Origin of the sequence: Pseudomonas sp. SCT (assembly GCF_003864275.1) — a bacterium.
Lineage (GTDB): Bacteria > Pseudomonadota > Gammaproteobacteria > Pseudomonadales > Pseudomonadaceae > Stutzerimonas > Stutzerimonas stutzeri_AE.
In genome coordinates this window covers 144,328-165,460 of the sequence record NZ_BDJA01000003.1, presented here as the reverse complement: position 1 = coordinate 165,460, position 21,133 = coordinate 144,328, and the positions used below count along the sequence as shown (strand labels likewise).

Sequence of the window (21,133 nt, the reverse complement as noted above, 5' to 3'; positions counted from 1 at the left end):
TTGAGCTAGCACCTGGGCCGCCGCGAATGGCAGGCCCAGCACGGCGCTGCTCACTAATGGGGAGGCTTGCTCTGAGATAGTGCGGAGCAAGGCTGTGTGGTGGGAGGCCAACGGCGGTGAATGAATCAGGTCGGTACTGGTGCATCCTCGCGGAGCAGTCCCTCGCGCTTGAGCGTCTGCCAGAACTCGCGGGGCACCTGAGTATTGGAATAGTCCATGTACTGCCGGGGACGCTCTGGATTGGCCGTGCCGGGGATGACCGAGGCCACCACCGGGTTGGCCAGGCAGAAATGCAGGGCGGCGGCGCGCAGATCGACGCCGCAGCGCTCGGCAGCGGCCTTGAGTTGCTCCCTGCGCTGGGCGATCTGTGGTGGGATCTGGTCGTATTCATAGTGATCGCCGCCGGCCAGCACCCCGGAGTTGAACGGCCCGCCAACGACAACGCCAACGTCGCGTGCCTGGCAGGTCGGGAACAGCGTGTCCAGCGCCTCGTCGTGCTCCAGCAGCGAATAGCGCCCGGCCAGCAGGAACAAGTTCGGATCGCTCTGCTCCAGCGCCATGCGGCACGGTTCGACCAGATTGACCCCTAAGCCCCAGCCGCGAATCACACCCTCATCGCGCAATTGCGTCAGAGCTTTCGCCGCGCCGTTCATCGCTTGCTGGAAGTACTCCTTCCACTGCGGGCCCCATTGATCCTCGGAAACGTCGTGAATGAACACCACATCGAGGCGATCGACGCCCATGCGCTCCAGGCTGTCCTCGATGGAACGGCGTGCGCCGTCGGCCGAATAGTCCGGGACGCGCTTGTTCGGCAGTTCGTCGACGAAAGGCTTGGCGTTCTCCGGCTGGCCGGCCGGCTGCAGCAGTCGACCGACCTTGGTACTCAGCACGTAATCATCGCGTGGCTTGCCGCTGAGCAGGCGACCGAAGCGCTGCTCGGCCAGCCCTGCGCCATAGTGCGGCGACACGTCGTAATAGCGAAATCCGGCGTCCCAGGCCGCGTTGAGCGTCGCGTCGGCGGTTTCCTCGCTGAGGGGATGGAACATGTTGCCTAGCGGCGCGCCGCCGAGGCCGATGCGTGGCAGGGTGATACGCATGGAGTCCTCCTTCGGATGCAGGTGGTGCCGACCGAGATCGGCATGGCTCTGCATCGGAGGTCGGCCGGAACGGGGATGTTCCGGCGATGCGACGGAATGGCTATAGCGGTTATTGCAGGGTTGGGTAAGGCGCCGGGACTGCTGGTTGCATGCCACCGTGGCGCCCCGTGTGCTGCCGCCGTTTAGCCACGGCTTTTCAGATAGGTGCGCCAGCTGCCCAGCTCGGTGATGTCCTGGGCGCCCTGCAGGCCGTAGGGCTCGCAGATGAACCCCGTCTCCCAGCGACCATCGGCCAGCTGCACCTTGCCCAGACCGAGCGGTGCCGGAATGCCGGTGAGAAAGGAGCCGAGCTCCAGGCTCGGCAGCTCCCAGACTTCAACCTCGACGGCCGCTCCGCCTTCGGCGACGCGAACCATGCCAGGGCGCAGCGGCGGCCCGCCGGCCAGGGCGTAGAGCTTGTAGTCCGGCGAGCTGCGGGTGGTTTCCAGCAGCCGTCCGCCGCGCTGCCTGAGTTGCCAGTTCAGCGGCAGCCCGTCCAGATGCGCGCCGCAGACCACTACACGGGCACGGTCGTTGCGCGCCGGGTTTTGCGGAGCGGGCGAGGTGATCGATTGGCCGCCGGTTAGCGCGATGCCATGTTGCCGCTGCAGCGCGTCGGCCAGGCTCAACAGGTACTGGTCAGTGAACACCCGGCCGAACAGGGTCACGCCCCAGGGCAGGCCGTTGCGCATCACACCCGCCGGCACCGCCACGGCGGCGTAGTCCAGCATGTTCATGAAGTTGGTGTAGTAGCCCAGGTCCGAGTTGCGCTTGACCGGCTCGGCGTGAAGCTCGGCGAGTGTCACCGGGCGCGGGTAGGCGGGCGTCAGCACGCAATCGACTTCGGCCATGATCCGGTCGCAGATGGCCTTGAGCTGTTGTAGACGGTACTGAGCCTGGAACAGCTGCACGGCGGTGGTGCCGGGTGCCTTTTCCAGCACCGCCTTTATCACCGGTAGCACGGCGTCGGGCTGGTGTTCGATCAGCTCGCCGGCGACGCTGTAGCGTTCGGCAACCCAGGGGCCTTCATAGAGCAATCGCGCGGCTTCGAGGAAGGGTGCGAAGTCCACATCCACCGGCTCGCCGCCAATGGCTTTCAGCTGTTCGATGGTGGCGGCGAACAATGCCGGGCCTTCCGCGCAGCCGAGAAATTCCAGCTGCGATGGCACGCCGAAGCGGAAGGATTTCACCTGACCAAAAGCCGAGCCGTCATTCCACAGTGGATTGGCGCGGCTGTATTCGTCACGTGGATCGAGCCTGGCGGTGAGTGCCAGCAGCTGACTGGCTTCGGCCGCTGTGGCGGTGAAGAAGGTCACGCAATCCAGCGTGCGGCAGGCGGGCACCACCCCGGCGGTGGAGATCAGCCCCTTGCTCGCCTTCAGTCCAATAAGGTTGTTCAGCGCCGCCGGCACCCGGCCAGAGCCAGCGGTATCGGTACCCAGGGCGAAACTTGCCAGCCCCAGCGCCACGGCGAGCGATGAACCGGCGCTGGAGCCGCCGGAGGGGTAGTCCGGGTGCACGGAGTTGCGGCATTCGCCATAGGGCGAGCGGGTGCCGTTGAGGCCGGTGGCGAACTGATCGAGGTTGGTCTTGCCCAGCGGCACCGCGCCGAGTGCGATCAGCTGCTCGACGATGGTGGCGCTGACTTCGGGCGTGTAGACGAACGCTGGACAGGCGGCGGTGGTGTGCACGCCGGCCAGGTCGATATTGTCCTTGATGGCGAAGGGGATGCCGTAGAGCGGTAGCTCGGCGGGCGTCTTGGTTTCCAGCGCGGCCAGGTAGGGCTCGAGTTCCTCGGCACTCAGCAGGTGGATAAAGGCATTGAATTCGCCGTTCAGCTTGGCAGCCTTGGCGCGCAGGGCAAGGATCAGTTGGCGCGGGGTCATTTCACCGGCGGTATAGGCGGCGCGCAGTGTGGCCAGGCGCAGGTCGAATGTCGTGGTCATCTCATGTCCCTCGTAGGGTGGAAAACGGCGAAGCCTTTTCCACCGCGATGTTTGTTGCCGGCCCGGTGGGCCGGTTGGTGGATACGGTTGCTTCGGGCTCACGCCTCCTCGATCACCACCACTCGCTGGCCGGCGCGCACCGGCGAGCCGGGCTGGGCGCGGACCTCTTTCACCACCCCGGCGACCGGTGCGGTGAGCGGGATTTCCATCTTCATGCTCTCGAGGATCACCAGTACGTCGCCGGCCTCGACCCGCGCGCCTTCGGCCACCGACACCTGCCAGAGGTTGCCGGCGATATGACTTTCGATGCCGTGCAGTCCGCTGCCGAGCGGAGCATCTTCGCCGAGGTCGGCAGCGACTTCCTCGCTCTCGAAATGCGCCTGGCCGGACGCGATCCAGCGCTGGCGCTCGGCATCGAACGCGGCGCGCTGCTGGCGGCGGAAGGCGTCGATGCCTTCGGCCTCGGCGGCGAGAAAGTCCTGGTAGTCCGACAGGCGAAGCACGGTCTGCTCGATCTTCAGCGGGTAGCGCCCCAGCGGGAAGTCGCGGCGGATCTTCAACAGCTGCTCTGCCGAGACCGGATAGAAGCGGATTTGGTCGAAGAAACGCAGCAACCACGGCTGGCCACCGAACGCCTCGACCGTGCGGTAGCGGTTCCACATCTGCAGGGTGCGGCCGACGAACTGGTAGCCGCCTGGGCCTTCCATGCCGTAGACGCACATGTAGGCACCACCAATACCGACCGAGTTTTCCGCGGTCCAGGTGCGCGCCGGGTTGTACTTGGTGGTGACCAGCCGATGGCGTGGGTCCAGCGGCGTGGCAACCGGCGCGCCGAGATAGACGTCGCCCAGGCCCATCACCAGATAGCTGGCCTCGAAGACCGTGCGGTACACCTCATCGAGGTCCGGCAGGTCGTTGATGCGGCGGATGAACTCCAGGTTGCTCGGGCACCAGGGCGCGTCCTTGCGCACCGTGGTCATGTACTTCTCGATGGCAAGCGTGCAGGCCGGGTCGTCCCAGGACAGCGGCAGATGGACGATGCGCGATGGCACCTTCAGATCCTGCGCGGCGCACACGGCGTCCCAGTCACCGGCGACGATGTCGAGCAGCGTCTGCAACGCCAGTGTTTCCGGCTGGTAGTGCACCTGCAGGGAGCGGATGCCGGGGGTGAGATCAACGACGCCGTCGAGCTGCTTGGCCTCCAGCGCCTGCATCAGCGCATGGCCACGGAAGCGCAGCACCAGGTCCAACTCCGGTTGGCCGATTTCCAGCAGGAGGTGGGTGTCGCCGGAGAGGCGCGCGACCAGGTGCGTATCAGCCTCGCCGATATCCAGCACGATGGGCGATTGCAGCGCCACCGGCACGCACGGCACCGGCGCGGCGGCAAGACGGGCGCACTCGATGTTGGCTGCCTTGGCCAGCTCGCGTGCGCTAGCCACGTCCACCGGTACGAAACGCACTCTGTCGCCGGCCTTGAGCTGGCCGAGCTGCCAGAGATCGGCCTCGATGATGGTCACCGGGCAGACGAAGCCGCCCAGGCTCGGGCCATCCGGGCCGAGGATCACCGGCATGTCGCCGGTGAAGTCCACCGCGCCGATGGCGTAGGGGTTGTCGTGGATGTTCGACGGGTGCAGGCCGGCCTCGCCGCCGCTCTCGCGCACCCACTCGGGCTTGGGTCCGATCAGGCGCACGCCGGTGCGGCTGGAGTTGAAGTGCACTTCCCAGTCGGTGGCGAAGAAGGTCTGGATATAGCCCTCGGTGAAATACTCCGGCGCGCCGTGCGGGCCGTAGATCACCCGCAGCTCGCGGACCGCCGGCAGGGCGCTGCACAGCGCAGCCGGCAGGCTCGCGCCGCAGTCGCTGTCAGTGAGCGGGGCGAGGTGCAGCACGTCGCCGGCACGCAAGGCGCGGCCGGCGTGGCCGCCGAACTGGCCGAGGGTGAAGGTGCTCTTGCTGCCGAGATAGTCCGGCACCTGCAACCCGCCGCGCACGGCGAGATAGCTGCGCGCACCGGCCCCGACGATGGTGCCGATGGCGAGGGTGCTGCCGGCCTTGACCAGAATCGCCGTGCACATGGGTTGCGGGGCATCATCCAGCTTCACCGGGATCTCCGCGCCGGTAATTGCCACCACCGCATCGGTGTTGAAGCGCAGGATCGGCCCGCTCATGGTGATTTCCAGGCCGGCTGCATCCTCCGGATTACCCAGCAGTGCATTGCCCATGCGCAGCGCGCGGTTGTCCATCGGGCCGGAAGGAGGCACGCCGACAGCCCAGTAACCGAGGCGGCCAGGAAAGTCCTGCACGGTGGTCTGGGTGCCGGCGCTGATCACTTCGAAGGTAGTGGCTCTATAGGTCAGGCCTTCCAGGCAGCGGGTCCAGGGTCTGCCTTCGGCGAACGGCGCATAGCCGAGGATCTGGCGCAGGTAGGCGCGATTGCTTTCCACGCCGTAGAGCAGGGTTTCGTCCAGCGCGGTATCCAGCGCGGCCCGGGCGCTCTCGCGATCTGGCGCCCAAGTGATCAGCTTGGCGACCATCGGGTCGAAATAGGGCGGGATCTCGCAACCAGCCTCGACCCAGGTGTCGATACGCAGGGCTTTGCCGTCGCCCTTGGGAAAATCCACGACGGTGAGCAGGCCGGGGCTGGGCTGAAAATCCCGGCCCGGGTCTTCGGCATACAGGCGCGCCTGGATCGAATGGCCCGACGGCTCCAGCGTTCTCGCCAGCTCGGCCAGTGGGGGTAGATCGCCAGCCGCCAGCTCGATCATCCAGCGCACCAGATCGACGCCCCAGACCTGCTCGGTAACGCCATGCTCGACCTGCAGGCGGGTGTTCACCTCGAGGAAATAGAACTGCTCGGCCTCGGCGTCGTAGACGAACTCGACCGTGCCGGCGCTGCGGTAGTCGACCGCCTTGGCCAGCGTGATAGCCGCTTCGCACAGTGCCTCGGCCATGCCGGCCGGCAGGTTCGGTGCCGGAGTTTCCTCCAGCACCTTCTGGTTGCGCCGCTGCACCGAGCAGTCGCGCACGCCGAGGGCGATGACGTTGCCGGCACCATCGCCGAACACCTGCACTTCCAGATGGCGGGCGCGCTCGATGTACTTCTCGATGAACACGCCGGCGTCGCTGAAGTTGTTCTGCCCCAGGCGCTTGACCGCGTCGAAGGCCTCGGCCAGTTCAGCCGCCGAGCGGCACACGCGCATGCCGATACCGCCACCGCCGGCGGTGCTTTTCAGCATCACCGGGTAGCCGACCTGCTCGGCGGCGACCAGTGCCGCATCGAGAGTCTCCAGCAGCTCAGTGCCCTCCAGCATCGGTACGCCGCGTTGTTTGGCCAGGGCGCGGGCGGTGTGCTTCAGGCCAAACACCCGCAGCTGTTCTGGCGTCGGGCCGACAAAGGCTATGCCGGCGGCTTCACAGGCTTCGGCAAAGGCGGCGTTTTCGGAAAGGAAACCGTAGCCGGGGTGGATGGCGCTTGCGCCGGTTTCCCGGGCGATGCGGAGAATCTTCTCCACCACCAGATAGGTCTGGGCTGCCGGGCCTTCGCCCAGGCTGTGGGCCTCGTCGGCCTGCTGGATATGCAGGCTGGCGGCGTCGGCCTCGGAGTAGACGGCCACACTTTTCACATCCAGGCCGCGCAGCGTACGCAGGATGCGGCAGGCAATGGCGCCGCGGTTGGCAATCAGGAGTTTGTCGAACATCTTCAGTAACCCTCGAAGGGCTGGCGGGCCGTCCCGCCTTTATTCATCTGCGCCACGGCCGTCCGTGGTTGGAGAGGGTTTCTTCGCTGCCGGCAACTTGGGCCGCTGCCCGGCGCGCGCCTGCAGCAGCGGCAGCAAGTGGCGTCGCAACAGCGGCATCAGTCCCACACCAGCACCTCGGCCGGGGTCGGGTTCCAGCCATTGCAAGGGTTGTTCAGCTGCGGGCAGTTGGAGATCAGCACGATTACGTCCTGCTCCGCTTTAAGCTCCACGTACTTGCCTGGCGCGGAAATGCCGTCGGCAAAGGTCAGCCCACCCTCGGGCGTCACCGGTACGTTCATGAAGAAGTTGATGTTGGCGCCGATGTCACGCTTGCTCAGGCGGCCGTCGTGCAGGCTGGCGCGCAGGAAGTTATCGCGGCAGCTGTGCATGTAGCGCTTGTCCAGCGCATAGCGCACCACGTTGCTTTCCTGGGCGCAGGCGCCGCCGAGGGTGTCGTGGCGACCGCAGGTGTCGGCGACGATGGTCAGCAGCGGATTACCAAGGTTCGAATAGAGCACCGTGCCGGTGGTGAGGTAGACGCGGTTCTGCTTGCGCAGGGTGCGTTGCGGGTCGTAGCGCTCGCGCGGATTCCTCGCGCTGAAGAACAGCGTATCCACCGCCTGGTTGCCTTCGAGATCGAGCAGGCGCAGGGTCTGGCCGGCCTTCACTTCGAACAGATACGGCTCGCCAGCAGGGATTTCGTGGCGGAACACGGCGGTTTCAGGGTGCAGGTTGCTTGCAATGATCGTCATCTCGGCACTCCTCAGACGTACAGCCGTTCGGTGTTATGGAAGGCGCGGCCATTCTCTGGTCGCGAGGTGCGGCAGAGCACACTGATGCCGTCGCTGGCGACGCTGTGCCAGCTGAGCTGCACCGGTTTTGGCGCGTAGTCGGGAGTCGGGTCCAGCGGATGCTGTAGCGCGGTGAGGATCACCAGGGTGTCCATTGGTGCGTACAGCTCGACGTAGTCGCCGGGCTGGCTGTTGCCGGGCTGAAAGGCGAAAGCGCCGTCGGCATCGACGTCCACCCGGCTGAACAGATTGAGCACCATCAAGAGGTCCTGCAGGTTCAGGTCCCACTTGCCCATTTCTACCAGCAGGTTGTCCGTGCCATTGCGGAAGAAGCCGTTGCGCAGTTCCTGGTAGCGTCCTTCGCCGTACTTTTCGGTCACCTCTTCAGCGTTGAGCACGCCGCCGAAGCTGTCGTGCCAGCCGCAGGTATCGGCGGTGATGGCGGCGAGCACGCGGCCCATGTCCGAATAGAGGCAATGCCCGGCGCTGAGCTTGGCGGTGTGCTGGCCCTTGAGCGTGTCCGGCAGGTTGAGGCGTTCGCTCTTTTCATTGGCGTTGAGCAGCATGACGCTGACGTTGGCGCCGCCTTCGAGATCGGTCAGGCGCAGCAGTTGGCCGCGCTTGAGAACGAAGGAGGTGTGGCCGCCGCCGGGAACAGTTTCCTCGTACAGCGTGGGGCGGATCGCGAGTGAAGCGCTCATGTCAGGCTCCTTGGTAGGCAGTGCGAAAAGTGTCGGCGAGGGCGGCCGGCAGGCCTGCGGACGCGCCGGGAGCGTGGCGGCCCTCGTGCAGCGGAATGTCGTAGGTCACTCGCGCGCCATAGGCGCCCGGTGCATGGGGATCGATGCGCGGCTTGTCGAAGACCAGGATGCGGCTGCCGAGGGTGAAGCCTTCCGAGAGGTCATGGGTGACCATGAACACCGTCAGTCGGGTTTCCCGCCACAGCTCCAGCAGCAGCGCGTGCATGTCCTTGCGAATACCGGGGTCGAGGGCGCCGAAGGGTTCGTCCAGCAACAGCACGCGCGGCTTCATGATCAGCGCCTGGGCAATGGCGAGGCGCTGTTGCATGCCGCCGGACAGCTGCGCCGGGTACTTGTCCAGCGCATGGCCGAGGCCGACCTTGTGCAGCATCTGCGCAGCCTGCTCGCGTGCTTCGCGTTTGTGGCGCCCGAACAGGCGGCCAAGCAGCGGGGTGCGCGGCAGCTCCAGGCCGAGGGCGACGTTGTCCAGCACCGTCAGGTGCGGAAAGACCGAGTAGCGCTGGAAGACCACGCCGCGGCTGGCATCCGGTTCGTTGGCCAGTGGCTGGCCATCGAGCAGGATCTCACCACGGCTGGGCGCTTCCTGGCCGAGCAGCAGGCGCAGGAAGGTCGATTTGCCGCAACCGGATGCACCAACCAGGGTGCAGAACTCGCCTTCGGCGATGTTCAGGTTCAGTCGCTCCAGCACCACCTGGTCGCCGTATTCCTGCCAGACATTCTTGACCTGAATGAATGGTGTGGAAGTGTCCGCAGTGTGATTTTCACGCGCGTTGTGCACAAGATTTGCCAAGGCCTCGCTGGTGACGACTCCGCTTTGTTTGGCGCTCATGCCTTGGCTCCTTCGTACCAGGGGAACAGCAGCTGGGTCAGGCGCCGCAGCAGGTAATCCATGGCCCAGGCCAGCAGGGTGATCCAGGCGACGTAGGGCAGGATCACGTCCATCGCCATGTAGCGGCGCACGAGGAAGATGCGGTAGCCGAGCCCGTCCGTGGAGGCGATGGCCTCGGCGGCGATGAGGAACAGCCAGGCCGAGCCGAGCACCAGGCGCAGGCTGATCAGCAGGCGCGGCAGCAGCTGCGGCAGGACCAGGCGCAGGATCAGCGTCCAGGTGTTGGCGCCGAGGGTCTGCGCCTTGATCAGCAGCTCGCGGGGGACTTCGCGAGCACGCTGCTCGAGGTCGCGCGCCAGGATTGGGGTGATGCCGATGACGATCAGCATCACCTTGGACAGCTCGCCCAGGCCGAACACGATGAACAAAATCGGCAGGATGGCCAGTGGCGGCACCATCGAAAGCATCGTGAGCAGCGGCGAAAGCGGCGCGCTAAACAGCGGCAGAGTGCCGGCGGCAATACCCAGGCATAGGCCGGCGACTGCCGCGATGGCCAGGCCGATACCGAGGCGCTTGAGGCTGGAGGCGGTGTCCTGCCAGAACAGATAGTCGCCGGAGCGTTTGTCAGGGGTGAAAGCGAGGCGTTCGACGGCGGCGCTCATCTGGCCGAAGCTGGGCAGCAGCTTGTCGTTGGGGTTCAGTTCCAGGCGTTGGGTGGAGCTGGTCAGGTACAGCGCCAGCAGCAGCGCGAAGGGCAATATGGCCAGGGCGAGCCAGCCGCTGCGACTGGGTGAGCGATTGATCAGGCGCATGGGCAGGCGCCCCGGTTTGCGACGGCCTTGAGAACGGGCAGGGCGGTGAACGGCAGAGCCGATTCGAACGGGCACATGGCAAACCCTCCAGTGTTTGAGATAGCGCAGGAGCTGCGTGCAATCACGCTGTTCTCCCGGGCTTTTATCCCGCCGTGTAACCTCACTGGAGGTCGCCAACTCTCGGACCAGTCACTCGCAGGCGAGTCGGAACCCTAGTCGGCTATTTCGAATTTTGCAGCAGCTTGGCCTGCCCTGTCAGCAAAGCAAGAGCGATGCCAACGCACGACAATCGCGCATGGTAGGGGCTGGAGAAGGGGCGTTGGACGGTGGCCGCCCCGTCATGGGGCGTTGCCGGGATGTGATGCATGCTTTTCGAGCGCGCGCCGCGTTGTGGCATTCAACGCGGCGGCGAGGAGCGGCTCAGAGCTTGAGCTGGCCAATGGCGCGACTGAGGTCAGCGGAAAGCGCTGCCAGCTCGGCGCTGGTGCTGGCGGAGCTGACGGTCTGCTCCACCGTGCGCTCGGTGACGTCGCGAATGCCGGTAACCGAGCGGTTGAGCTCCTCGGCTACCTGGCTTTGCTGTTCGGCCGCCACGGCGATCTGCGTGTTGCTTTCACGCATCTGCGCGACCGCATCGGCGATGGCCTCCAGCGCCTGCGCTGCGTCATGGGCTTCACGCACGCAGTCGTCGGCCTTGAGCGAGCTTTCCTGCATGAACTCCACGGCGTCGCGGGTCATCGACTGCAGGCCGGAGATCATCTGGGTGATCTCGTCGGTGGAATCCTGCACGCGCTTGGCCAGGTTGCGCACCTCATCGGCGACCACCGCGAAACCGCGACCCTGTTCACCAGCGCGGGCTGCTTCGATGGCGGCATTGAGCGCCAGCAGGTTGGTCTGTTCGGCAATGCTATGGATCACATTGACCACGCCGTTGATCCTCTGGCTGTCGGCAGCCAGCTGCTCGATCATCTCACCGGTCTGCTGCACGCCCTGGGACAGGCTGGAAATGGATTTCTCCACCCGGCCGACCACCCGATGGCCGTCGCCGGCCAGGCGGTCGGCATTTTGCGACTGATCGCGGGTTTCGCGCGCATGCTCGGCGATCTGATGCACCGTGGCGCTCATCTCGTTGATGGCGGTCGCTGCCTGATCGGTTTCGCCCTGTTGCCCGCGCATGCCCTTGTGCACGTCGTTCATGCTCGTGGCGAGGCGGCTGGCACCTTCGTCCAGACGGGCTGCGGCCTGGGCAACGGTGCTGACCACGCGCTGATAGCCGCCCTGCATGGCATTGAACGCGCTGGCCATCTGGCCGACTTCGTCGCGGCTGTCCAGCGGTACCCGTGCCTGCAGATCGCCGCTGCGCTCGACATGCAGCATGACGTCCTTGAGCGTGTTGAGGTGGCTTAGCAGAAAGCGGATCAGCAGCTGGGAGGCGGCGAGCAGACCAAGCATCAGCACGGCGACTGCGGTGGCGTAGCTGAAAAAGTGCTGTCCCAGCACTTGCATCACGCTCGGCGTGCGCGCCAGTACCGCAAGGCTGGAGCCATCGCCGCGCGGAACAACCTGCGTTCCGACCACTGGATTATTGGCGAACAGGCGGTCGTGTGTGAGGGCGGTCCAACCTCTGTCGGCCACTGGCTTGCCCTCGATCGACGCGCGCTGGCTTGCCTGGAACAGCAGCAGATCCGGCGCTTGCGGCAGCGCAGCGGAATCCGGCCAGGCGGCCAGCAGCGAAGCGCGCGCCTGCGCAGCCAGCTGGGCGTCGGCCCTGCGGGCGGTTTGTTCCAACTGCACGGCATAGAGCACCAGCAACAAGGCGATGACGAAGGTCACCATGTTGAGTGCCCAGAATTTGTACTTGAGCGACAGATCGCGAATCCAGACGGCCATGACTGCTCTTCTTCTATTAGGAGGTTGCCGGAGCGCGGCAAAAGCGCTCTGCGGCGCGACTAACAATTAACGGCCGCGGTTCGCAGAGCTTGAGCAGATTTTGCGAATCAGTCGAGGTCAGGCAGGCCGAAGAACGAGCGGGCGCAGCGGGTCGTGTGTTCAGCCAGTTGATCAGCGCTTTCGCCACGATGCTGCGCGACTTCGCGCAGGACTTCCGGCAGATAGGCCGGTTCGTTCTGGCCGCTTTTGGGCTTCGGCCGCAGGCTGCGAGGCAGCAGGTAGGGGGCGTCGCTTTCCAGCATCAGCCGCCCCTCGGGAATGTCTCTCACCAGCGGGTGCAGGTGCGTGCCGCGGCGCTCGTCGCAGATCCAGCCAGTAATGCCGATATGCAGGTCAAGATCGAGATAGGCATACAGCGCCGCCTTCTCGCCAGTGAAGCAGTGCACCACAGCGGCTTTAAGGTGGTCGCGGAACGGTCGCAGGATAGCCGCGAGGCGCTCGCTGGCATCGCGCTCGTGGAGGAAGACTGGAAGCTGTAGCTCGACGGCCAGCTGCAACTGTTCTTCCAGTGCACGCTCCTGCTGCGGCCGGGGTGAGAAATCGCGATTGAAGTCCAGGCCGCATTCGCCAACCGCACGCACCGGCGGTTCGCGCAGCAGACCGCGCAACTGGCCGGCGCTGTCGGTCGACCACTGGCTGGCATCGTGTGGATGCACCCCAGCGGTGCTGAACAGCCGTTGGCCGGATTCATCCAGTTCCCGACAGAGCCCGAGGGCCGCTTCGCTTTCAGCAAGGCTGGTTCCGGTAAGCACCATCTGCACCACGCCTGCCGCCTTGGCACGCTCGACCACCGCGGCCGGATTGGCGGCAAACGTTGGATGAGTCAGGTTGACCCCGATGTCGATCAGTTGCATGAAGACCTCGAAAACATAAAGCCTACTTAAATCAATAAGATACAGGATATATCTAAACCGCCTTTAGAGCCGAAACTGGCGCAAATGCGCGACCTGTGAGAGGCTTTGCCACCTTTGCGGGCAGGGAGCACCGCGTTAGCGTTCTCTGCGTCTTCAGACCGGTGCGTTCTCGATGCCACGATTGCTGCCACTTCTGTTCTGCCTGCTGCTGGCTTTCCTGCCGGGGTTGGCGAGCGCGCGTGTGGCCGGGCCGGAGGTCTGGCAATCGACCGACAAGGTACGTGATCTGGCCGAAATTCGCCGCAGTGGCGTGTTGCGGGTGCTGGTCAACCAGAGCCGTAACAGCTCCGGTGAGATCAAGGGCGAGGCGATCGGGGTCGAGTACGCGCGGCTGCGCGCGTTCGAGCAACACCTGAATCGCGATGCCGCCTCCGGAAAGTCGATCACCCTCAAGATCATTCCCAAAGCCAAGGATCAGTTGCTCGGCGCGCTGCAGCGCGGCGAAGGCGATCTGGTTGCACCCGGTGAACTGCTGCCGCTCGCCGGCATGAAAGGCATCAGTCGCAGTAGGCCGGTGGTTCGCGACGTGTCGCTGGTGCTGGTCGGCCGCCAAGGTGGGCCGCGCTATCAGCGTCTGGAACAGCTCTCCGGTCGCAGCCTTGCCTTGCCGCCGGGTAGCGCCGCGGGGCCGGCATTGGCGCGGCTGAACAAGCAGCTCATGGAGCGCAAGCTGGCGCCCATCGTAGTCGAATGGGTCGATCCGACGCTGGCGGTCGAAGATGTGCTGGAGATGGTGCAGGCTGGTGTCTACCCGGCGACCGTGGTCGAGCAGACCATTGCGCAGCGCTGGGCCAAGGTGATGCCGAAACTGCGTATCGAGCAGAACCTGAGTCTGGGCGACAAGGCCAGCATGCACTGGTTCGTACGCAAGGACGCCAGCATGCTGCGGGCTAGCGCGGACCGCTTTCTCAAGGATTTTGCCTTGCCGGCTAACCAGGATGCGGCTTTCGAACGCGTCTACCGGCGTCTTTACAAGGTGCAATATCCCCTTGATCGGCTTGGTCGGCAGCGTCTGGAAAAGGTTAGGCCAACCCTGCAGCGCTACGCCGAGCAGATCGAACTGGATTGGCTGAACCTTGCTGCGCTGGCATTCAAGGAGTCCACGCTGAATCCGGCTGCGAAGGGAGCCGGCGGCGCGACCGGGCTGATGCAGGTAACGCCCGCCACAGCCCGCGCGATGGGCGTAAGCAACATTCAACAGCTGGACAATAATGTGCAGGCCAGCGCGAAGTACCTGGCGAATATCCGTCGCAACCATTTCGCCAGCCCGCGGTTGAACGAGCGTGAGCGCATGGCCTTCATTCTCGCGGCATACAACCTCGGGCCGCAGCGGGTGCAGAGCATGCGCGCCGAGGCCCGTCGACGCGGCCTCAATCCGGACCAGTGGTTCTTTCAGGTTGAGCGTATCGCCATGGAAACCGTCGGCATGGGTGTGGTGGGCTACGTCAACAGCGTCAACAAGTACTACCTGGCCTACCACCGCGAGCGCTATCTGCTGGAGGCTGACCGCAAGACCGCGGCCAACTAGCGTTCCGCGTCACCAACTTGTTTCTGCTGAGCGACGGCGAGCAGGCGCAGGCGCTCGCTGGCGTTGAAATGCTGCTCCTCCAGTCGTTCGATGGCGGCTTGCCGCTCGACGTCGTCCAAGCCGCGAGTGGCCTCGATGTTCGCCCGTGCCTGCTGGTAGGTCGTGACGCGCTGCTGCCACTGCTGGCGCTGGCGGTCCAGTGCATCGAGCCTGTCGGCTGCAGCGCTGCCTACCAGCTGTTGCCGTAGCTGCCGGACTTGCTCAGGCCCGGCGCCGCTTTGCACGAGTGCATTGGTCTGCTCGCGCAGCTCGGTCTGCAGCTGTGGCATCAACAACTCCTGCAGCTCAGCCGGCAGTCCGGCACGTAACTGATCGACGGCGCGGCCCTTGGCGTCACTGTCCAATCCGGAATCGAAGCGAATCGCCAGACGCTCCAGGCTGAAACGATCATAGGCCTCATCGAGTGCAAAGAAGGCTTGGTGGACGGCGGGATCGAGCACGCGTGCGCGTAACGCCTGTACTGCATGCAGCCGTTGACGCAATGCCGCCAGGTCCGGTGCGCGGGCATAAGAGGCTTCCAATTCAAGTAGTTGCCGCTTGTAGCTCAGATATTGGTTGAGAACTGACAGTGCCTGGCCGCGGGCGGGCTCCGCCAGTTCTTCGATGATGTGGCGGCGCAACCGCTCGATGCTGTTCTTGAGCGGCTCCTCGCCGATCGCTGCTAGAAAGTAATCGAAAAGCTGGCGGATCTCGGCACCGACGATGAGGTTGCCCGCAGCGTCCACTCGCAATTGGCCATCGACCTGGGTGCCCTGGAATGACGTGGGTAACCTGGCCGAAACCTGCGGCTGCGGTTTGCTCACCGCTGCTTGGCCGACCGGCGTGACGCTTGCCGAGGGCGCTGACAGAGCAGGAGGGGATTGCTGGGCGACTGGAGTCGGTGCGGTGGCGGATCGGCTCAGGATGATGGTCAGGCTTAGCCCAGCGGCCAGTACCAACAAAAGAATGTATCGGCTCATGAAAGTGCCCAGCGGTGAAGGCCGGGGTCATCGATCCCGGCCTTGGTACATGAGTGGATGAAGGGCTACAGACCTGCGTTCTTCATTCGATTCGCGTGCTGGCGATAGACGCTGACCGGATCGGTTTCGAACAGGCTGGTCAGGCCCATGAACTGGTTGACCTCGTCCAGGTGATTCATGCGGTAGTTGTCGCGGATCACCATGCCCAGATGCGAGCTGCAGCGTCCGACCAGACCATCGTTGGGCCCGCTGAAGGCCAGTGAGCCAGCACCCATCATGGCGTCACTGATATCCAGCGCATTGGTCAGTGGGCTGGTGCCGCTCCACGAGTAGTAGTGCACACCGTTGACCTTGTAGGCCCCCTCGCCGCAGGCGGTCGTTGGAATGCCTTGGGGGAACTTGGCATTGAAGCGGGCAGCACCTTCACTGTTGAGCGATTCCAGTGAGCCCAGCGCATCCTGCGGAGCGCTGCTGGAGCTGCCGGAAAGGAAGTTGATGAACGTGCCCATGGCGTTCACCAGCCCGGCGACAATCGCCTCGCCGGAAGACCCCTCAGGAATCTTGCGGATCAGGTCGGCCACGTCCGAGCCTTTATGCGGCGCGCCGACACTGGTTACCGAGGCAATCAGGTCCGGTCGAACGCCGGCGACATAGCGCACCGTAGGGCCGCCGTGGCTGTGGCCGATCAGGTTGACCTTCGGTTTGCCGCTGATCGCGACGATCTCCTCCACCTGCGCCAGCAGCTCTTCGCCGCGCAGCTCGGAGGTATTGAGTTGGCTGACTTCCGTCACATAGACCTGGGCACCGTCCCGGCGTAATGCTTTCGGAATGCCATACCAGTAGTCGATGCCGAGCAGACTGTCGAAGCCGAGCATGCCGTGGGCAAGCACGATCGGATACTTCGTAGCGGTGTAGCCGCTGCCAGAAGCAGCATAAGCCTGACCGGTTAGCGCCAGGGCGCTACCGAGACAGAGGGCGAGCAAGGTTTTGTTCTTGTTCATGGACGCACTCTTCGAATGTGAATCGGGCTGTGGGCAGTCCGTTGCCGTTCACCGCGCGGGGCGCGTACTGCGCATGGGCTAGCGCAGCATTCGTGCCAGAACCACCGCGTTGCGCCTGTGGCGCTCTAGCTGGCGGAGTCTGGAAAGAGTGATGTCGCGATGAGATCAACGCAGCGCGGCGCGGCTGTTACCAAGCGAAACGCTGAAGTGGGTTGGAAGGTGATGGTCGCGCTTTTTATCGATTATTGCTGGATTTACGCGGCATGATCGCTGCAAATCGTGACTTTATATTCTAGGTTTGACTGTGTGGTCATGGGTAGTCGATGGCCACTACGTACCAGAGTTTGTTGCCAGTAGGCGTCTGCACCTGAACCTCCGCATCAAGCGTTTTACCCACCAAAGCACGCGCGAGCGGAGAGTCGATGCTGATCAACCCTTGGCGCAGGTCGAGTTCATCGGGGCCGACGATTCGATAGCGGGCCTCTTCACCGTCTTCATCCTCCAGCGTCACCCAGGCGCCGAAATACACCTTGTTTGGATCGCTTGGGCGCTCGCTGACGACCTTTAGCTTTTCCAATCGCTTGGTCAGAAAACGTACACGACTGTCGATTTCGCGCAGCATCTTCTTGCCATAGGTGTATTCGGCGTTCTCCGAACGATCGCCCTGTGCCGCCGCTTCGCTGACTGACTGGGTAACCTGCGGACGTTTGACGTGCCAGAGTTCGTGCAGCTCGGCGCGCAGCCGGGCTTCGCCTTCGGGTGTGATCAGCGGCGTGCCGGCTGGGCGGGGCGGGCGATAGCGGCTCATGGGCTTCGAGACCTTTTGAAAAGCGCCGATTGTAGCGCTTCAGCTCTCGCGCAGTACGGTCAGCGGGCTGGCATTGAGTGCCCGGCGTGTACCGATCAGCCCGGCACCACCCACCAGCAAGGCGCCGATCAGAGGCAATACCAACAACCAGGGATGCGGCTGCCAGCGCAAGTCGAATGCGTAGTGATAAAGCAGAGCGCTAACCAGCTCGCAACCGAGCGCGGCCAGCAGGCCACTGGCGGCGCCCAGCAGGCCGAACTCGGCGCGACGCGCGCGTAGCAGGAGTCGACGTTCCGCACCGAGGGCCCGCAGCAGCGCGCCCTGGCGAATGCGTTCATCCAGCGTTGCCTGCAGGCCGGCGAACAGAACCGCCAGTCCGGCCGCGAGGACGAACAGCAGCACGTACTCCACCGCCAGCGACACCTGCGCAAGAATGCTGCGCAACTGAGCCAGCAGCGCCTCGACCTGCAACAGCGTGACCGAGGGGAACGCGCGAGCCAGCTCCACCAGTTCGCGCTCCTTGCCGGGCGGCAGGTGAAAGCTGGTCATGTAGGTCGCGGGCATTCCCTCGAGCGTGTCGGGCTCGAAAATCATGTAGAAGTTTGGCTGGAAACTGTCCCAGTTGACCTCGCGCAGGCTGGTGACGCTGGCTTCGCGGGTCAGCCCGCCGATGGTGAACGAAAGGCGATCACCAAGTTTCAATTGCAGGCTTTCGGCGAGTTCGGCCTCGACGGATACGCCGGGAACGTCCGTCGCCTTCCGCTCGGCCCACCACTGCCCGGCAACCAGGTGGTTGTCCTTCGGCAGGTCGGCCGCCCAGGTCAGGCTCAGGTCTCGGCGGATCGCGCGTTCGCCCTGAGATTCCTTGCTGACCAACTGGCGGACCGGCTCGTCGTTGATGGAAATAAGCCGGCCCGGCACCACCGGATACAAGGGGGCGGCGTGACTGGAAAGCGCCTCGATACGCTCGGCAAAGGCATTCTTCTCCGCGGGAAGCACGTTGAGCACGAAGTGATTGGGTGCGTTGTCGGGGAGCTGGTCCTGCCAGGTGTCGAGCAGCTCGCCACGTAGCAGGGCGATCAATGCCATAGCCAGTAGGATCAGGCCGAAGGCAAGGGCTTGTCCGGCTGCGGCCAATGGGTGGCGCAACAGTTGCCCAAGCCCGAGACGCCAGCTCAACGAGGCTCCGGCCAACAGGCGTCGCATCCCCTTCAGGCCGAGCAGTAGCAAGCCGCCCAGCAGCAGCGTGGCGAGCAGGCCGCCGCCAAGCAGTGCCAGCGTGATCTTCAGATCGAGGCTCAGGCGCCACATGATCAGGCCGAGGGCGAAGATCGCGGTGCCGTACACCAGCCAGGCACTCGGCGGTACGGGCAGCATGTCGCGGCGCAGCACGCGGAGCGGCGGCACACGACCCAGGGCAGCCAATGGCGGCAGGGCGAAGCCGGTCAGCGCTACCAGACCAGTGGCAATGCCCGCTGCAGCAGGCCAGACGCCACCGGGCGGAATCTCCTGCGCCAGCAGGTCGCGCAGAAGAAAGAACAGTCCGTGCTGCGCTGCCCAGCCAAGCAGGGCACCTGCCAGGCTGGCCAACAGGCCGAGCATGGCAAGTTGCAGCGTGTATAAGAGCAGGGCGTCATTGCGTGACAATCCCAGGCAGCGCAGCAGTGCGCTGGCGTCGAAGCGGCGCGTGGCGAAGCGGGCAGCGGAGAGGGCGACCGCGACGCCAGCCAGGAGGATCGCGGCGAGGCTGGCCAGGTTCAGGTAACGCTCCGCGCGGCCAAGCGCACCACCGATCTGTCGATTGCTGTCATTGGCCGTTTCGATGCGCTGGTGTGCCTGCAATTCGGCCTGGATCGATTGCTGATAGGCCGCCAGGCCCGTCGCCTCTCCGCGCCACAGCTCACGATAGCGGACGCGGCTGCCGGGCTGCACGACGCCCGTTGCTTCCAGATCGTCCAGATGCATCAGCACGCGCGGTGTCAGGCTATAGAAGTCGCCGACGCGATCCGGCTCGTAGGTCAACACACGGGTCAGGCGCAGCAGTTTGCTGCCGACCTCTATGTTGTCGCCGATCTGCAGGTCCAAGGCCGCAAACAGCCGCGCTTCGGCCCAGGCTTCGCCGGGCGCAGGGCCCGGGCCTGGTTGTTCGGCCTCGTAAGGTTGCGCTGCACTACGCAGCGTGCCTCGCAGCGGATAGCTGCTGCTGGCTGCCTTGACGCTGGCAAGCTGCAGATCCTGCTCGGTCGCGATAACGCTGGAGAACTCGACAACCTGTGCGTGATCGAGGTCCAGCTGCTTGCCGGCTTCGATCTGCTCCGGCGAGGCGGGCGCGCTTCCGCTCAGTACCATGTCGGCGCCGAGGAACTCGCTGGCACGCAGCAGCATCGCATCGTTCAGACGTGCGCCGAAATAACCGATCGCGGTGCTTGCAGCGACCGCCACCACAAGGGCAAAGAACAGCACGCGCAGCTCGCCCGCTCGGGCGTCACGCAGCAGCTGGCGATAAGCCAGGGCGAGCAGGCGGGCTTTGGGCATGCGCATCATTCGGCTGTCTCGGCAGCAATCTGCCGTCCGCCTTCGAGGCGAATCATCCGATGGCAGCGCTTGGCCAGACGTTCATCGTGTGTCACCAGCACCAGCGTGGTACCACGCTCACGGTTGAGCTCGAACAGCAGCTCGGTGACGTGCGCACCGGTATGGGTATCGAGGTTACCGGTCGGCTCGTCGGCAAACAGTACGTCCGGCTCGGCGGCAAACGCGCGGGCTAGCGCGACACGTTGCTGTTCGCCGCCCGAGAGTTGGCGCGGATAGTGATGCAGGCGTTCGCCCAGCCCGACCCGGGCCAGCAATTCGGTTGCCCGCTCGCGCGCATCGCGGCGGCCGTCCAGCTCCAGTGGCAGCATGACGTTTTCCAGGGCGTTCAGACTGTCCAGCAGCTGGAAAGACTGGAAGACGAAACCGACGTGTTCGGCGCGTACTCGTGCCCGCTGGTCTTCATCCAATGCCGCAAGCGCGTGGCCGGCCAGGTGCACTTCACCAGAACTGGGCAGATCCAGTCCTGCCAGCAGGCCCAGCAGAGTGGATTTGCCAGAGCCGGAGGTGCCGACGATCGCAAGGCTGTCGCCCTTGGCCAGCTGAAGCGAGAGGTCGGCCAGGATGCTCAGCTCGCCTTCCGCGCTGGGTACCACTTTGTTAAGGTTCCGGGCGTCGAGAATGTTGCCGCTCATGAGGGGATCCGATGCGTAGTTGGCTGAAGTGCGGGGCTCTGGTTCTGCTGTGCTGGGCTCAGGGAGCGCTGGCCGGAACCGTGCTGGTGGTCGGCGATAGTATCAGCGCCGCTTTCGGGCTGGAAACCAGCCAGGGCTGGGTGCATCTGCTGCAGCAACGACTGGTTGAGGAGGGCAAATCGGTACGCGTTGTGAACGCGTCGATCAGCGGCGACACCACGGCTGGCGGGCTCGCACGGCTCGACCCGTTGCTCGATGAGCATGCGCCTGAGGTGGTGATTCTCGAGCTAGGGGGCAACGATGGCCTGCGCGGTCAGTCGCCGATGCAATTGAAACAGAATCTTGCGGGTATGGTTCGGAAGTCCCAGGAGGCAGGGGCCAAGGTGCTCATTTTGGGGATGCGCCTGCCGCCTAATTACGGTCAGCGCTACACGACAGCATTCGCCGAAGTGTTCCCCAAAGTTGCCCAAGAGACCGGCGCTGCTTTGGTGCCTTTCGTGCTGGAGGGCGCTGCTGGCGTGCCTTCCATGATGCAGGGTGATGGCGTCCACCCAACCGCTGAAGCCCAGCCAGTCCTCCTTGAGAACGTCTGGCCAGCCCTCGAACCGCTGCTCTGATTCAACCGTAAGGTATCAGTGAGAGGTGCCAAGCGTAGCGGCCCGACGCCTCGA

At 64.6% G+C, this 21,133-nt stretch carries 16 protein-coding genes and 1 riboswitch; of the genes, 2 read left to right on the top strand and 14 right to left on the bottom strand.

Features of this window, described 5'->3' with window-relative positions; all coding sequences use genetic code 11:
- Window positions 1–125 precede the first annotated feature (125 nt).
- From BHD08_RS09220 to BHD08_RS09180, 9 genes are all read right to left on the bottom strand, one after another.
- On the bottom strand, window positions 126–1,097 hold the full coding sequence (locus tag BHD08_RS09220) for an aldo/keto reductase (RefSeq protein ID WP_125021698.1): 972 nt from the start codon (window positions 1,095–1,097) through the stop codon (window positions 126–128).
- Between the two features lie 182 nt (window positions 1,098–1,279).
- Window positions 1,280–3,082: an allophanate hydrolase gene (atzF, locus tag BHD08_RS09215; protein ID WP_125021696.1), complete on the bottom strand. Its 1,803-nt coding sequence runs from the start codon at window positions 3,080–3,082 to the stop codon at window positions 1,280–1,282.
- 98 nt (window positions 3,083–3,180) lie between these two features.
- On the bottom strand, window positions 3,181–6,780 hold the full coding sequence (gene uca, locus BHD08_RS09210; RefSeq protein WP_125021694.1) for an urea carboxylase: 3,600 nt from the start codon (window positions 6,778–6,780) through the stop codon (window positions 3,181–3,183).
- Between the two features lie 158 nt (window positions 6,781–6,938).
- Window positions 6,939–7,574 carry an urea amidolyase associated protein UAAP2 gene (locus tag BHD08_RS09205; protein WP_015277136.1) on the bottom strand — a complete coding sequence of 212 codons (636 nt, stop codon included), beginning with the start codon at window positions 7,572–7,574 and terminating at the stop codon, window positions 6,939–6,941.
- An 11-nt stretch (window positions 7,575–7,585) separates the two neighbouring features.
- A complete protein-coding gene (locus BHD08_RS09200) occupies window positions 7,586–8,314 on the bottom strand; it encodes an urea amidolyase associated protein UAAP1 (protein ID WP_125021691.1) in 729 nt (242 codons plus the stop codon).
- Window position 8,315: 1 nt separating this feature from the next.
- Entirely contained in the window at window positions 8,316–9,203 is an 888-nt protein-coding gene (locus BHD08_RS09195) for an ABC transporter ATP-binding protein (RefSeq protein ID WP_256678642.1), read from the bottom strand.
- Window positions 9,200–10,015 carry an ABC transporter permease gene (locus BHD08_RS09190; protein ID WP_125021689.1) on the bottom strand — a complete coding sequence of 272 codons (816 nt, stop codon included), beginning with the start codon at window positions 10,013–10,015 and terminating at the stop codon, window positions 9,200–9,202. The genes BHD08_RS09195 and BHD08_RS09190 overlap by 4 nt, the downstream gene beginning before the upstream one ends.
- A gap of 129 nt (window positions 10,016–10,144) precedes the next feature.
- Window positions 10,145–10,242: riboswitch (guanidine-I (ykkC/yxkD leader) on the bottom strand.
- Between the two features lie 193 nt (window positions 10,243–10,435).
- Entirely contained in the window at window positions 10,436–11,905 is a 1,470-nt protein-coding gene (locus tag BHD08_RS09185) for a methyl-accepting chemotaxis protein (protein ID WP_125021687.1), read from the bottom strand.
- A 107-nt stretch (window positions 11,906–12,012) separates the two neighbouring features.
- Window positions 12,013–12,819 (bottom strand): TatD family hydrolase, encoded by an 807-nt coding sequence (locus BHD08_RS09180; RefSeq protein WP_015277131.1) that lies wholly within the window; start codon window positions 12,817–12,819, stop codon window positions 12,013–12,015.
- A 172-nt stretch (window positions 12,820–12,991) separates the two neighbouring features.
- Between BHD08_RS09180 and BHD08_RS09175 the strand changes: the two genes are divergently transcribed.
- Entirely contained in the window at window positions 12,992–14,407 is a 1,416-nt protein-coding gene (locus BHD08_RS09175; RefSeq protein WP_015277130.1) for a transglycosylase SLT domain-containing protein, read from the top strand.
- Here the strand turns inward: BHD08_RS09175 and BHD08_RS09170 are convergent.
- The 5 genes from BHD08_RS09170 to BHD08_RS09150 form a co-directional block, all read right to left on the bottom strand.
- The gene (locus tag BHD08_RS09170; RefSeq protein ID WP_125021685.1) at window positions 14,404–15,426 is read right to left on the bottom strand and encodes a lipase secretion chaperone; all 1,023 of its coding nucleotides are present in this window, start codon (window positions 15,424–15,426) and stop codon (window positions 14,404–14,406) included. The two genes, BHD08_RS09175 and BHD08_RS09170, sit on opposite strands and share 4 nt — an antisense overlap.
- A gap of 65 nt (window positions 15,427–15,491) precedes the next feature.
- Complete coding sequence (locus BHD08_RS09165) at window positions 15,492–16,427, bottom strand: triacylglycerol lipase (protein ID WP_125021683.1); 936 nt, start codon at window positions 16,425–16,427, stop codon at window positions 15,492–15,494.
- Window positions 16,428–16,737: 310 nt separating this feature from the next.
- Window positions 16,738–17,235, bottom strand: coding sequence for a transcription elongation factor GreB (greB, locus tag BHD08_RS09160; RefSeq protein WP_015277127.1), 498 nt, complete (start codon window positions 17,233–17,235; stop codon window positions 16,738–16,740).
- Window positions 17,236–17,274: 39 nt separating this feature from the next.
- Window positions 17,275–19,779 carry an ABC transporter permease gene (locus BHD08_RS09155; protein ID WP_125021681.1) on the bottom strand — a complete coding sequence of 835 codons (2,505 nt, stop codon included), beginning with the start codon at window positions 19,777–19,779 and terminating at the stop codon, window positions 17,275–17,277.
- The gene (locus tag BHD08_RS09150; RefSeq protein ID WP_102825805.1) at window positions 19,776–20,462 is read right to left on the bottom strand and encodes an ABC transporter ATP-binding protein; all 687 of its coding nucleotides are present in this window, start codon (window positions 20,460–20,462) and stop codon (window positions 19,776–19,778) included. The genes BHD08_RS09155 and BHD08_RS09150 overlap by 4 nt, the downstream gene beginning before the upstream one ends.
- An 11-nt stretch (window positions 20,463–20,473) precedes the next feature.
- Between BHD08_RS09150 and BHD08_RS09145 the strand changes: the two genes are divergently transcribed.
- The gene (locus BHD08_RS09145; protein WP_125021679.1) at window positions 20,474–21,079 is read left to right on the top strand and encodes an arylesterase; all 606 of its coding nucleotides are present in this window, start codon (window positions 20,474–20,476) and stop codon (window positions 21,077–21,079) included.
- Window positions 21,080–21,133 lie beyond the last annotated feature (54 nt).